Annotated in this window: 12 protein-coding genes and 1 pseudogene; 6 read left to right on the top strand and 7 right to left on the bottom strand. The window is 67.5% G+C overall.

The window, feature by feature from the left end:
• Positions 1-33: 33 nt before the first annotated feature.
• Entirely contained in the window at positions 34-1227 is a 1194-nt protein-coding gene (tet, locus tag BAMB_RS03325) for a Tet(A)/Tet(B)/Tet(C) family tetracycline efflux MFS transporter (protein WP_011656048.1), read from the bottom strand.
• Between the two features lie 63 nt (positions 1228-1290).
• On the opposite strand from tet, the gene tetR reads away from it, so the two are divergent.
• Positions 1291-1926: a tetracycline resistance transcriptional repressor TetR gene (gene tetR / locus BAMB_RS03330; RefSeq protein ID WP_011656049.1), complete on the top strand. Its 636-nt coding sequence runs from the start codon at positions 1291-1293 to the stop codon at positions 1924-1926.
• A gap of 18 nt (positions 1927-1944) precedes the next feature.
• Here the strand turns inward: tetR and miaA are convergent, their stop codons facing one another.
• Both miaA and mutL read right to left on the bottom strand, forming a co-directional pair.
• Entirely contained in the window at positions 1945-2919 is a 975-nt protein-coding gene (miaA, locus tag BAMB_RS03335; RefSeq protein ID WP_011656050.1) for a tRNA (adenosine(37)-N6)-dimethylallyltransferase MiaA, read from the bottom strand.
• On the bottom strand, positions 2916-4901 hold the full coding sequence (gene mutL, locus BAMB_RS03340) for a DNA mismatch repair endonuclease MutL (protein WP_011656051.1): 1986 nt from the start codon (positions 4899-4901) through the stop codon (positions 2916-2918). The genes miaA and mutL overlap by 4 nt, the downstream gene beginning before the upstream one ends.
• Positions 4902-5074: 173 nt before the next feature.
• Here mutL and BAMB_RS03345 point away from each other — a divergent pair, with 173 nt between their 5' ends.
• A complete protein-coding gene (locus BAMB_RS03345; RefSeq protein ID WP_041491321.1) occupies positions 5075-5758 on the top strand; it encodes a DedA family protein in 684 nt (227 codons plus the stop codon).
• Between the two features lie 69 nt (positions 5759-5827).
• Here the strand turns inward: BAMB_RS03345 and BAMB_RS03350 are convergent, their stop codons facing one another.
• Positions 5828-6640 carry a mechanosensitive ion channel family protein gene (locus BAMB_RS03350; protein WP_011656053.1) on the bottom strand — a complete coding sequence of 271 codons (813 nt, stop codon included), beginning with the start codon at positions 6638-6640 and terminating at the stop codon, positions 5828-5830.
• A gap of 122 nt (positions 6641-6762) precedes the next feature.
• Here BAMB_RS03350 and BAMB_RS03355 point away from each other — a divergent pair.
• Positions 6763-7143 (top strand): annotated as a pseudogene (locus BAMB_RS03355) (N-acetyltransferase); the annotation flags it as partial.
• A gap of 75 nt (positions 7144-7218) precedes the next feature.
• Here the strand turns inward: BAMB_RS03355 and cysC are convergent.
• From cysC to BAMB_RS03370, 3 genes are all read right to left on the bottom strand, one after another.
• Complete coding sequence (cysC, locus tag BAMB_RS03360) at positions 7219-7794, bottom strand: adenylyl-sulfate kinase (protein ID WP_265332657.1); 576 nt, start codon at positions 7792-7794, stop codon at positions 7219-7221.
• A 738-nt stretch (positions 7795-8532) separates the two neighbouring features.
• Positions 8533-9366 carry a class II glutamine amidotransferase gene (locus BAMB_RS03365; protein ID WP_011656056.1) on the bottom strand — a complete coding sequence of 278 codons (834 nt, stop codon included), beginning with the start codon at positions 9364-9366 and terminating at the stop codon, positions 8533-8535.
• Between the two features lie 157 nt (positions 9367-9523).
• On the bottom strand, positions 9524-9853 hold the full coding sequence (locus tag BAMB_RS03370) for a carboxymuconolactone decarboxylase family protein (protein ID WP_006484989.1): 330 nt from the start codon (positions 9851-9853) through the stop codon (positions 9524-9526).
• A gap of 130 nt (positions 9854-9983) precedes the next feature.
• On the opposite strand from BAMB_RS03370, the gene BAMB_RS03375 reads away from it, so the two are divergent.
• From BAMB_RS03375 to BAMB_RS03385, 3 genes are all read left to right on the top strand, one after another.
• On the top strand, positions 9984-10934 hold the full coding sequence (locus BAMB_RS03375) for a cupin domain-containing protein (protein WP_011656057.1): 951 nt from the start codon (positions 9984-9986) through the stop codon (positions 10932-10934).
• A 104-nt stretch (positions 10935-11038) separates the two neighbouring features.
• On the top strand, positions 11039-11482 hold the full coding sequence (gene yiaA, locus BAMB_RS03380; protein ID WP_011656058.1) for an inner membrane protein YiaA: 444 nt from the start codon (positions 11039-11041) through the stop codon (positions 11480-11482).
• Positions 11483-11621: 139 nt separating this feature from the next.
• Positions 11622-12686, top strand: a complete 1065-nt coding sequence (locus tag BAMB_RS03385; RefSeq protein WP_045554944.1) for a glycosyltransferase family 2 protein — start codon at positions 11622-11624, stop codon at positions 12684-12686.
• Positions 12687-12740: the final 54 nt, after the last annotated feature.

The following is a 12740-nucleotide window of genomic DNA, read 5'->3' on the forward strand; positions in this document are numbered from 1 at the left end:
TGGCGTGAGCGCTTCCGGGCGGCCGGCCGCCGGTCACGTGGACGGCCGCGGGGCGCTCGTCGGGCGCGCGCCCGCCAGCAACGGCGGCACCAGCAGATAGAGCAGCGCCGCCGCGGCCCATACGAGCCCCGGCCACGTGCCGCGGGTGGCCGCGTAGGTTGTCGTGACAACAAGCGGCCCGGCGACGCCGATCAGGCTCGCCACGCTCGCGAGCGTGCCCTGCAGTTCGCCCTGTCGGGCATCGTCGACCTGACGCGCGAGCATCGCCTGCAACGCCGGCAGCGTCATGCCGCCCGCGGCGAACAGCGGCAGCAGCGCGAACGGCACCCATGCGGCCGTCGCGAACGCGATCACCACCAGCCCGAGCGCGTCGCCCGCGAGACCCAGCGCGAGTGCGCGGCGCTCGCCGAGCCGTGCGATCAGCGGCCCGATCGCGAAGGCCTGCGCGAGCGCGTGGCACGCGCCGTAGCCGGCGAGCGACAGCCCGGCGACCGGCGTGGACCAGCCGAAATGCTCCTGGCCGTACAGAATCCACAGCGTCGCGGGCGCCTGCGACACCAGCGCGACGATCACGTAGATGCCGATCAGCGGGCCGAGCGCGGGCGCGCCGCTCAGCCGGCGCATGCCGGCGAACGGGTTGAGCGTGGCGAGCCCGCGACTTTCCCGGGCTGCGCGCGGACGCGATTCTGGCAGCGCGCGCCACACGAGCGCGAGGTTCAGCGCATTGAGGAGCGCTGCCGCGACGAACGGCGCGCGCAGGTGCAGCGCGCCGAACAACCCGCCGATCAGCGGGCCCGCTATGAAGCCGACGCCCATCATCGCGCCGAGCTGGCCGAAGCGCCGTGCGCGGTCGGGTTCGGCCGTGACGTCGGTCACGTATGCGGTTGCGACCGCGACGTTCGCGCCGGTGATGCCGGCGATCAGCCGCCCGACGTAAAGCCACGCCAGCGTCGGTGCGAGCGCCATCAGCAAGTAGTCGAGCGCGGCGCCCGCAAGCGACGCGAGCAGCACGGGCCGCCGGCCGAAGCGGTCGCTCAGCGTGCCGAGCAGCGGCGCGCACAGGAACTGGGCGAACGCGTAGAGCGCGAGGAGGATCCCGTAGTGGGTGTCGGTGCTGCCGGCCCCCGCGAGTGCGCGGAGCAGCCCGGGGAGGATCGGCATCACGATCCCGACGCCGATCGCGTCGAGCAATACCGTGGCGAGGATGGCAATCAGGGATGGATTCAAGGCGACCACTCTATCGGTGATAGAGTGACGATTATTCCATAGTTTTCCCTATCGGTGATAGAGATGAAGGACACGAGTACGCGGCTGACGCGCGACACGGTGATGCGCGCGGCGCTCGATCTGCTGAACGAGGTCGGTATCGACGGGCTGTCGACGCGCCGGCTCGCGGAGCGGCTCGGCGTGCAGTCGCCGACGCTGTACTGGCACTTCCGGAACAAGGCCGAACTGCTCGACGCGATGGCCGAGGCGATCATGCTCGAGCGCCACGGCGCGTCGCTGCCGCGGCCGGGCGACACATGGGATGCGTGGCTTCTCGAGAATGCGCGCGGTTTCCGTCGCGCGCTGCTCGCCTATCGCGACGGCGCGCGCCTGCATGCCGGTACGCGGCCGCGCACGCTGCATTTCGATTCGATTGAACGAAAGGTGGCGTTGCTGGCCGACGCGGGCTTTGCGCCGGACGAAGCGGTCGACGTGATGTATGCGCTCGGCCGCTTCGTGGTCGGTTGGGTGCTGGAAGAGCAGGCGGAAGCGGAGCGCGAAACCGACACGACGCTGCCTGACACGGCCGAGCATCCGCTCCTCGCGCAGGGCTGGACTGCGCTGCGCGAGCGTGGCGGCGACGAAGCGTTCGAGCGTGGCGTTGCGTTGATCGTTGATGGTGCGCGTGCGCGTCTGGCGGCGCGCCAGCGCGGCGGTTGATCCGCGCCCGCGCTCGGCTCAGGTCGGCAGTCTGTCGTCCAGCACGCGTTCGAGCGTGTCGAGTGCGAGCGCCGTCGCATCCGGCGCGACACAGTCGACGACGATCCGCTCGGGCATCGCGCGCAGCCAGGTGATCTGCCGTTTGCACAGCTGGCGCGTCGCGAAGATGCCCTTGTCGCGCATGGTCCGGTAGTCGGTGTCGCCGTCGAGGAATTCCCATGCCTGCCGGTAGCCGACGCAGCGCATCGACGGCAGGCCGAGATGCAGATCCTCGCGGCGGCGCAGCCGTTCGACCTCGTCGATGAAACCCGCGTCGAGCATCGCGTCGAAGCGTTGCGCGATGCGCGCGTGCAGCACCGCGCGGTCCGACGGTTCGAGCGCGACCGGCACGAAACGGTACGCGGCGGCCTCATCGTCCGCGCGCCGCGGCGCGGCGAGCAGCACCGACATCGGCTGCCCGCTCAGCAGGAACACTTCGAGCGCGCGCTGGATCCGCTGCGAATCGTTCGGCGCGAGCCGCGCGGCCGTCGCCGGGTCGACCTGCGCGAGCCGCGCATGCAGCGCGGGCCAGCCGTCGCGCGCGGCGTCGGCGTCGAGCTCGGCGCGCACGGCCGGATCGGCGGTCGGCAGGTCGTTGAGGCCCTGCGTCAGCGCCTTGTAGTACAGCATCGTGCCGCCCGCGAGCAGCGGCGTGCGGCCGCGCGCGGCGATCTCGCCGATCAGGCGCAGCGCGTCCGCGCGGAATTCGGCCGCCGAATACGCATCGGCCGGGTCGATGATGTCGATCAGATGGTGCGGCACGCGCGCGCGTTCGTCGCGCGTCGGCTTCGCGGTGCCGATATCCATGTCGCGGTAGACGAGCGCCGAATCGACGCTGACGATCTCGATCGGCCGGCGCGCGGCCAGCGCCAGCGCGGCGGCCGTCTTGCCCGACGCGGTGGGGCCGAGCAGGCAGGTGATCGTCGTCGGACGGGACTGCGGTGAAGCGCTCATTGGCCGCGCATGAAGAGGCGGTCGAGATCGTTCAGCGTGAGCTGATACCAGGTCGGCCGGCCGTGATTGCACTGGTCCGCGCGTTCGGTCGCTTCCATCTGGCGCAGCAGCGCGTTCATCTCGTCGAGCGTCAGGCGCCGGTTCGCGCGCACCGCGTGGTGGCAGGCGAGCGTGCCGAGCAGTTCGTGCTGGCGCTCGGTGAGCACGCGCGAGCCGCCGAATGCGTGCAGGTCGGCGAGCACCGCGCGCGCGAGCGACTGCAGGTCCGCATCCTTCAGCAGCGCGGGCACCGCGCGGATCGCGAGCGTCGTCGGCGACAGCACCGCGAGGTCGAAGCCGAGCGATTCGAGCGTGTCGCGCTCTTCCTCGACCGTGCCGATCTCGACCGGCGTCGCCGTCATCGAGATCGGCAGCAGCAGCGACTGCACGGCGATCGTGCGGTCGGCGAGCGCGTTCTTGAACTGTTCGTACAGGATCCGCTCGTGCGCCGCATGCATGTCGACGATCACGAGGCCGTGCGCGTTTTGCGCGAGCACGTAGATGCCGTGGATCTGGCCGAGCGCGAAGCCGAGCGGCTGCTCGTCGTGCGCGGTGGCCGCGAGCGGCGACGCGACGAAGCCCGGCGGCATGGTCGGCGCGCTCGCCGAATCGTGCGCGATGACGGTCGTGCCGTCCGGCGTGCCGGCGCCCGTGTCCTTGCGGCCGAACAGCGCGTCGTAGAGCGCGAGCGGCTGCGCGACCGGCAGCGTGCCCTGCGTCATGCGCGCCTGGCGCATCCACGTGTTGCCGGCCGACGATGAGGATGACGACGGCGACGAGAAGCCGCTGCCGCCCGTGCCGCTGGCGGCGCCCAGGCCGAGCGGCGTATTCAGGAACGACGCGGGGCCGCCCGGCGCCGGCGACAGTTGCGCGGCGTGGCCGCCCGCGGTGGTTTCCGGCGACGCGCCCGCATGGCGGGCGAGGGCGCGCTGGACCGCGTGGAACACGTACTGGTGGATCGAGCGCGAATCGCGGAACCGCACTTCGATCTTCGACGGGTGCACGTTCACGTCGACGGCTTCGGGCGGCAGGTCGAGGAACAGCACGTACGACGGGTAGCGGTCGCCGTGGAGGACGTCCTCGTACGCCGCGCGCACCGCGTGCGTGAGCAACTTGTCGCGCACGAAGCGGCCGTTGACGAAGAAGTATTGCTGGTCGGCGCGGCCGCGGCTCGCGGTCGGCAGGCCCGCGCAGCCGTAGACGGCCAGCGGCCCCGCCTGCTCGTCGAGCGGCAGGTGCGCGGTGGCGAAGCCGTCGCCGAGGATCTTCGCGACGCGCTGCGCGGGTTCGGTCGCGTTCCAGTGCTCGACGGCCTTGCCGTTGTGCAGCACCGAGATCGCGACGTCCGGCCGCGCGAGCGCCGCGCGGCGGATCATTTCGAGGCAGTGGCCGAACTCGGTCTGCTCGCTTTTCAGGAACTTGCGGCGCGCGGGCGTGTTGAAGTACAGCTCGCGCACCTCGATCGTCGTGCCGACCGCACCGGCGGCCGGCGACAGCGCGCCCGTGGTCGCGTCGATCTTCGTCGCATGGGCGACCTCCGCCGTGCGGCTCGTGATCGACATCTCGGCGACCGACGCGATCGACGCGAGCGCTTCGCCGCGAAAACCCAGCGTCGCGACCGCCTCGAGCTCCTCGAGCGAGCGGATCTTGCTGGTCGCGTGGCGCATCAGCGCGAGCGGCAGTTCGTCGGGCGGAATCCCGCAGCCGTCGTCGGTAATCGAGATGCGCTTGACGCCGCCTTCCTCGAGCACGATGCGCAGCGTCGTCGCGCCGGCGTCCATTGCGTTCTCGAGCAGCTCCTTGACGACCGACGCCGGGCGTTCGACGACCTCGCCGGCGGCGATCTGGCTGATCAGCTGGTCGGGCAGGGGCTGGATCGCGCGCAGCGGGCGCGCGGCGGGGGCGGGCGCGGCGCCCGCGGCCGTTTCGGTGATTTCGGACATGGCGGAATTATAGCGAGGCGGCGGATGCCTGCCGGCGCCGCCGGTGGTTACGTTTTTTCACGGAGCCTTAAGGTAGTTTCGGTATGATGGCTCCGTTCCGCGCGCCGCCTTGGCTGGCGGGCGCTTCCGCTTTTTCCGGCCGTCACGGCCTTTTCGCCTTCGAGGAATCGCATTTGGATACGCTGCTTCATTTCGTCAACCTGGTCCTGCATATCGACGCGTTCCTCGGCGACTTCATCCGGCAGTACGGCGCATGGGTGTATCTGGTGTTGTTCCTGATCGTGTTTTGCGAGACGGGGCTCGTCGTGCTGCCGTTCCTGCCCGGCGATTCGCTGCTGTTCATCGGCGGTGCGTTCGGGGCGACGGGCGACATGAACGTCGTCGTGCTGATCGTGCTGCTGCTGGTCGCGGCGATTGCCGGCAATACCTTGAACTACGTGATCGGCCGCTGGGTCGGGCCGAAGGTGTTCAATACCCATATCCCGGTGCTCGAACGCTTCCTCGACCGCGCGGCGCTGGAGAAGACCCACTCGTTCTACGACAAGCACGGCGGCAAGACGATCGTGCTCGCGCGCTTCATTCCGGTCGTGCGCACGTTCGCGCCGTTCGTCGCCGGGGCGTCGTCGATGAGCTTCGCACGCTTCCAGCTGTTCAACGTGATCGGCGCGCTGGTCTGGGTGCTGCTGCTGGTGCTGCTCGGTTACTTCTTCGGCAATATCCCGTTCATCCGCCAGTATCTGAACGTGATCGTCCTGGTGGGGATTGGCGCGGCAATCGTGCCGATCGCGTTCGGCGCGCTGTGGAAGCTGGTGCGCGGGCGGCACTCCGGCGATGCGCGCAAGACGGGCGGGCGCTGAGCCGGCACGTTTCGCTTCGGCGCAGTAACAAGCGTGGCGGTTGCCACGCTTTTTTTTCGTCCGTGCGGTTCAGGTGGTGCGATGCGCGAGCGGCGTTTCGGGCGTCGGGTATTGCGCGTCGCGGAACGTCTCGAGGATCACGCGGTTGGTATCGCAGTACACCTGCCAGTAGTTCTCCGGCTGCGTCGACGGGCGCACGAACAGCAGCGGGCCTTCCGGCGTGAACTGCAGCACGCCGACGTCCGGCGCCGGCACCTTCAGCACGTTCGGGATCACCTGGATCTGCGTCTTCAGGCGGTTGATCGCGTCGACGGCATCGACGCTGTTGGCGATCTTCGCGGTCAGGTCGACGCGGCGATGCGGCGATGCGCTGTAATTCGCGATGTTGTCCGAGAAGATCTTGTTGTTGCCGACGATCGTCACGATGTTGTCGGCGGTGATGATCGTCGTGCCGAACAGGCCGAGCTCCTTCACCGTGCCCGTGACGCCGCCCGCGCTGATCACGTCGCCGATCTTGAACGGACGCAGCACCTGCATGAACACGCCGGCGGCGAAGTGGGCGAGCAGGCCGCCCCAGGCGGTGCCGATCGCGAGGCCGAGGCCGGCGAGCAGTGCGGCGAACGACGTGGTCTGAACGCCGAAGATCTGCAGGATCGCGAGGATCAGCAGGATCGTCAGCAGCACGCCGACCACCGAGGTCAGGTAGTCGGTGAGCGTCGGGTCGACCTTGCCGCTGCGGCGCACGACCTTGCCGAGCAGGCGGGTGCCGAGGCGGATCGCCCAACGGCCGATGAACCATAAGACGACTGCGGCGAGGAGGTTCAGGCCGAGGTCGAGGCCGCGGGTCATCAGGAATTGCTGGGCGGTTTCCAGGTTCGGCATGGGGGCTCCGGGGTGAGAGGTGACGGGATACTCGTCGCGGAAAAGGTCGCACTTTTATAGCCGAGCTGGTTTGCTCTGGCAACTTCGCTGAACATCCGGACCTGCAGCGCTTCGTCGACGTGTTCGACGACGTTCACGTCGTGTCGGCCCTTGCACGCTTCTTCGGCGTGCGCCGCACGATCGGCCAGTTGCTGCGCGGACTGGCGCTCGAGACGGAAATTCCGGCGACGAAGCGTTCGCAGATCCTCGTCGCGCATTGCGCGTCCGACGAGCGCCAGCGGGGCACGGGCGTCTTCACCGCATTGTTTCGCGATGCGCTCGATACCGGCGCGCTGCCGGACGACGGCAGTCGCGACATCGTGCTCGACGTGCTGACCCGCAACGAGCGCGCAGCCTTTACGAACGACTTGGTTTTACCGCGGTACCGAGGCATCGCGCTCGATCGCCCCGGTTGCCGGGCGGGGCTCGATTCGATCAGGATGCGATTCGAGCACCGTAGTTGACCGCACTTGCGCAGGCCGATCGCCTCATTACGGCTCGCGGGAATGCTGGGCTGACGATTGTTGAACGAGGGCGGCTTACGGCGCGCCGACGTCGGTATCCAGGGGCAATTTCTGCATGATCGTAGCGATGCATTCCGATGGGCTCGTTTCCGCTGTCCGCACGTGCACTTCAGGGGACAACGGGTTTTCATAGGCGGAGCCGATGCCGGTGAATTGCGGGATGGCTCCCTGCCTCGCCAGCACATACAGCCCCTTGGGATCGCGCGCCTCCGCTACCTCCAACGCAACGTCGACGAAGACCTCGATAAACGTGCCGGGCGCAAAGCGCGCGCGAGCTCTACTGCGCGCGTCCCGGAAAGGCGAGATCAGGGCAGCGATCACGATGAAGCCGGCATCCATCATCAACCGGGCAACTTCGGCCGTCCGCCGGATATTTTCGCGACGATCGGCATCGCTAAATCCGAGATCCTGATTCAGCCCGTTACGGAGCGTATCGCCATCCAGCAGATACGTGCGGAGCCCGCGCGCATCGAGTTGCTGCTTCAGCAGATTCGCGAGCGTGGATTTACCGGCACCGGAGACTCCAGTCAGCCATACCACAAAAACTTTCTTCTGTTTCATACCGGAACGCACGGATTGACTGCCCGACAGTTTGATGGGAAGAGGGTGCTTAAGAGCGTGAGTCGTCTCGGTGCCGATTGTGCCGGAAATCGAGGGGTTGCTTTATTTTGAGTCGATATCCGGCTCGTTTTGTTGGGCGATTATAACGTCTTTTTTAGGATTTGTAACTTGCTTCCTTTATGTGGGAATGAATGCAGCGCGCATATGGGTGTCGGCGTCGGATAGCGCTGTTGAAAACGACTCGGATGCTGGTAATAATTTGAAATAAAACGCGAGCTAGATTGAAACGAAGCCGAGTAAGGCCTCCCCCCTTGATTGCCCTCCAGCCTGGTCGCCATTCGCGTTGCGTGGGGAGCGAGCCGGGTTATTGGTCCGCATCTTATTTATCAGATGAATGGCGGCGCCTTTCACGGGGGTGCACGGCCGCGCTATATCAATTGTGAAATCTCACCACGCGAGGGGTGCGAGAGGGAAAGACTATTAAGTTTGTATTTCGGTACGTCTGAGGAACTGGGACGAGTTGCTGCGGGCGTTATTCCGAATTTCCTCCGCTTCCACATCCGGCACGGACTTACTTCGGAACGCTTTGAAAATGCGAAGTCGTTCGGTAATATTGACGCGAGGTTGATCATAAAGAAAATCGCGCACACTTGGTGAAAAGCCGCGGGTCCGCAATCGACACCCGGTCAACGCGACTCGCTGGTTATTTTTCAGTTCGATGTTCGCCGCGCATCTTGACGTGCTCGAGCTACCGGATCCAATGGCGCATCATGTGTGCCGCGGATTGAACGGCCGCTGCTGCACATCGGCGCCCTGCGCGACGATCGCCGTGCTTTCGGCCACTTCCTCCCATGCCCCGCGCAGGTCGACGAGCGGCTCCGACACGACCATGAACGCGTCGTCGCCCGCTTCGGCGATGCGCGGATTGTGCGGATAGAGTTCGTGCAGGTGCTTGAACGACGTCGTGTGGAACAGCGAGCGCGATTGCCGTTCGCTCGAGTAGCGCACCGCGATGATCCGGTCGCCGTCCGTCGCGCAGATCGTCATGTTGAGCGGCTCGTCGACGCGATACCGTGCGGCGGTTTCCTCGACCATGCCGACCATCCGCTCGAGCGCGGGCAGCGGCGTCTGTTCGAGGCCGTAGGTCAGCGCAAGTCGAAACATCAGCTCGGAGTCGGTCGAGCCTTCGAGCGTCGGGAATAGCGCCGGGTCGACCTTCATCGTCAGGTCGCGGCGCAGCTTGTGGAAATCACGGATCAGCCCGTTGTGCGCGAACAGCCAGCGGCCATGGCGAAACGGATGGCAGTTGGTTTCCTGGACAGGTGTATCGGTCGCCGCGCGGATATGCGCGACGAACATCCGCGAGCGGATCGCACGCGCGGCTTCGCGCAGGTTGCGATCATTCCACGCAGGATGCACGGAGCGGTAGCGAAACGGCAGTTCGTCGGGGTCGCCGTACCAGCCGATACCGAAGCCGTCGCCGTTGGTGGTCGTGGCGCCCAGCTCCGAATGCAGGCTCTGGTCGATCAGCGAATGCTTCGCGCGAAACAGTACGGTCTCGAGATGGATCGGATTGCCCGTATAGGCGAGCCAGCGGCACATGGAGCGCTCCTTCGCGATGCGTCTTCGCGCATGGTAGCCGAGTTCGTGGCGCCGTTATGCGCGAGCGCCGCGCACCCGCCGGCCGGCAGCGCCGGTCGATCGGCCGATCAGCCATGAAGGATGCGGCGGGCGCCGCACCCTTCATGCGCGCTGCGCGTCAGTCGCCGAGCGCGTCCATCACGCGGGCCGAGTAGACGAGCGCCGCACCCGCGTTCAGCGCGATCGCGACGCCGAGCGCTTCGGCCACTTCCTCCTTGGTCGCGCCATGCTTCGCGGCTTCGGCCGTATGCACCGCGATACAGCCGTCGCAGCGCGTCGTGACGGCCACCGCGAGCGCGATCAGTTCGCGCGTCTTCGCGTCGAGATGGCCCGTCTTGGCGCCCGCGCCGGACAGCGCCTTGTAGCCGGCCAGCGTGTCGGGCGAGAGCTTGGCGATGTCGCCGATGCGCGTCGAGAGTTCCTTCCGGTATTCGTTCCAGTTCAGCATGATGCGTCCTTTCGAGAAGTTGTGGGTCGGTCGGCGGATGCCGCGATCTCGGGCGATGCAGGGCCTATTCTGATCGCTCGCACTGAGGGTTTCGATACGCTAGAGTGTCAATTTTTAGCGCAAACGTCTCATGGACGCGTTGAGTCAACTGCTGTCGCTGGGCCGCAGCCATGTCGAGCTCGACGTGCGCTGCCTGCTCGACGGCCCGTTCGCGATGCCGCACGACCCGTTGCCGCCCGGCGAGGCGGCGTTTCACCTGCTGCTGTCCGGAACGTGCCGGTTGCGCACGGCCGACGGGCGCACGCTGCGGCTCGTCGACGGCGACTTCGTGCTGCTGCCCGCGGGCGACGCGCACGATTTGTCGGATGGAGGCGCGGGCGGCGCCAGGTCGGTCGCGTTACTGCGCGAACCGCGCGCGGCGGGCGGCGCGGTGCTGCCGGTCAAGTCGAACCGCGATCCCGCGGATGAGGGCGAGGCGGGCGTCGATCTGCTTTGCGGACGCTTCGTCTACGCACGCGGGGCCGGTGAATTGCTGATGCGCACGCTGCCGCGCGTGCTGCACGTCGGGCTGCGAGAGGCGTCGTCGGGGCTGGCGTCGCTGCAACTGCTGACGAGCGTGCTGCGCGCGGAGGCATCGAATGCGCAGCCCGGTGCGCGTGCGATCGTGAACGCGCTCGGACAGGCGCTGCTCGCCTATGCGTTGCGCGCGTACGGTCGCGATGCGCGCGTGCCGGCCGGCTGGCTCGCGCTGGCTGCCGATATGCGGCTCGGTTCGTCGGTCCAGGCTGTGCTGCAGGCGCCGGCGAAACCGTGGACGGTCGAATCGCTCGGCGCGGCGTCGGCGATGTCGCGCGCGACCTATGCGCGGCATTTCCGCGAGAAGGCCGGGATGAGCGTCGGCGCGTTCGTCGCGCAGATCCGGATGATGCATGCGTGCGCGCTGCTGCAGGACACGCAGCGCGGGCAGGCGGAGATCGGGCAGGCGGTCGGCTATCAGTCGGAGGCGGCGTTCGGCAAGGCGTTTCGCGCGGTGCTCGGCACGACGCCGGGGCGCTGGCGGCGCGCGCAGCGCGGCATGTAAGACTGCAAGCGAGGCTGTCGTGGCACGCGCCAAAGCTGCTACCATGCGCGAAACGCAGTTCAACGAAAAACGATTTCGAACAAGAAGAAAGAGAGGGCAAAGCAATGAACCAGACCACCATCCAGCAGCCGTCGTTCGCATTCGTCGCGGCGTCGTGGGCCGCGTTGATCGCCGGTTTCGCGGCATTTCTGATCGGCCTGTGGAATGCCGGCATGCAGCTCAACGAGAAGGGCTACTACTTCACCGTGCTCGTGTTCGGCCTCTATGCGGCGATCTCGCTACAGAAGAGCGTGCGTGACCGCGCGGAAGGCATTCCCGTCACCGGCATTTACTACGGGCTGAGCTGGGTTGCGCTGTTGCTCGCGATCGCGCTGCTGGTCGTCGGCCTCTTCAACGCGACGCTGCAATTGAGCGAGAAGGGCTTCTACGCGATGTCGTTCGTGCTCGCGTTGTTCGGTGCGGTGGCCGTGCAGAAGAACACGCGCGACCTGCAGAACGCGAAGCCGCGCTATCCCGACGCCGAATCGGCGCCGTCCGTCCAGGAGTGACGGCATGCGAAGCGGGCGCCTTCCAGGCCGCCCGCTTTGCGACGACGGTCGCGGGCGACCCGCATTCGCCGATGCGCGGCGGGCTCCCCGCCCATTCGTTTCATCCATGCCGGTGCGCATGACGATGGAGATATTCCGGATGCCAGACTTCACAGAAGCCACGCGACACGCCCGCGCGGCGGCCCGCGCCGTGGCGGCGCAGGCCGCGCTCGTGCTGGAGACGAACAACCTGCGCGGCGGCGCGGGGCTCGTGCAGGCCGTCGACAGCCTGAAGCGCCTCGTATCGGCGCTGTCGAAGCAGACCGTACCGCCCGCGGCACTCGCGCAATGGATCATCACGCACGACGGCCTGCCGGCCGATGCGTGCGCGGAGATCGCCGCGCTGGCCGGCCGCCCGATCGACTTCGTCGAGATCGGCGCGAGCACCGGCTACTACGATGCGAAGAACGACGGGTTCGACCACGTCGACGCGGCCCGCTGCGACATCGTCGTGTTCGGCGATGCCGATTGCCGGCCGGCCGACGACTGGCTCGAGCACCTGCTCGCACCGTTCGCGCGCGAAGCGGGCGATGCGCCCGCCGCGGTGGCGGGGCGCACCAGCTATGCGCCGAACGTGCTCGGCATCGCGCTGACGTCGATCGATTTCATGTATTTCCCGAGCCCGCTGCGTGACGGTGCGACACGCAATTTCTACGCGAACAACGTCGCGTTCCGGCGCGACGTATTCGCACGATTCCGCTACGAGCCGCTCGACGGCGTCTATCGCGCGCATTGCCAGGTGATGGGGCTGCGGATGCAGGCGGCCGGCGTGGCCGTCGAGTTCGCGCCGGCCGCGCACACCGAGCATCGGCTGCCGGACACGCATCGCGAATCGCTGAAGCTGCGCTGGATGCGCGGGGAGGACAGCGTCGGGCTGACGCCGTATCTCGTGAACGCGTACCTGCCGCGCGGGTGGCAGTGGCTCGGCCGCAGCGGCCCGCTCGGCCCGTTCTGCGTGATGGCCATGCGGCTCGGCTACAGTCTGCGCGCGCTGAATCGCCAGCAGTTGCCGCGACTGGGCGCTGCCCGCTATCTCGCGGCCGTGGGCGTCACGATCGCCGCGTCTGCCATCGATACGCTCGGCGCGCTCGCGCGCGGTTTCGGTCTCGCCGGGCGTGCATCGGCGCGGCGCGATCTCGAAGCGCTCTCCTATCACCGTCATTGAGCCGGTGCCGCGCATCGCGCGGCCATGGCACGCCCACATCCTGCACCCCTCCCG

Source organism: Burkholderia ambifaria AMMD (genome assembly GCF_000203915.1).
In the GTDB taxonomy this organism is placed as follows: Bacteria; Pseudomonadota; Gammaproteobacteria; order Burkholderiales; family Burkholderiaceae; genus Burkholderia; species Burkholderia ambifaria.

What these genes read in the sequence shown, in the direction of transcription:
- BAMB_RS03370 (WP_006484989.1), bottom strand. Translation starts at nt 9,853, where the DNA reads ATGCTGAACTGGAACGAATACCGGAAGGAACTCTCGACGCGCATCGGC.
- BAMB_RS03385 (WP_045554944.1), top strand. Translation starts at nt 11,622, where the DNA reads ATGCCAGACTTCACAGAAGCCACGCGACACGCCCGCGCGGCGGCCCGC.
- BAMB_RS03350 (WP_011656053.1), bottom strand. Translation starts at nt 6,640, where the DNA reads ATGCCGAACCTGGAAACCGCCCAGCAATTCCTGATGACCCGCGGCCTC.
- BAMB_RS03365 (WP_011656056.1), bottom strand. Translation starts at nt 9,366, where the DNA reads ATGTGCCGCTGGCTCGCCTATACGGGCAATCCGATCCATCTCGAGACC.
- tetR (WP_011656049.1), top strand. Translation starts at nt 1,291, where the DNA reads ATGAAGGACACGAGTACGCGGCTGACGCGCGACACGGTGATGCGCGCG.
- yiaA (WP_011656058.1), top strand. Translation starts at nt 11,039, where the DNA reads ATGAACCAGACCACCATCCAGCAGCCGTCGTTCGCATTCGTCGCGGCG.
- mutL (WP_011656051.1), bottom strand. Translation starts at nt 4,901, where the DNA reads ATGTCCGAAATCACCGAAACGGCCGCGGGCGCCGCGCCCGCCCCCGCC.
- miaA (WP_011656050.1), bottom strand. Translation starts at nt 2,919, where the DNA reads ATGAGCGCTTCACCGCAGTCCCGTCCGACGACGATCACCTGCCTGCTC.
- BAMB_RS03375 (WP_011656057.1), top strand. Translation starts at nt 9,984, where the DNA reads ATGGACGCGTTGAGTCAACTGCTGTCGCTGGGCCGCAGCCATGTCGAG.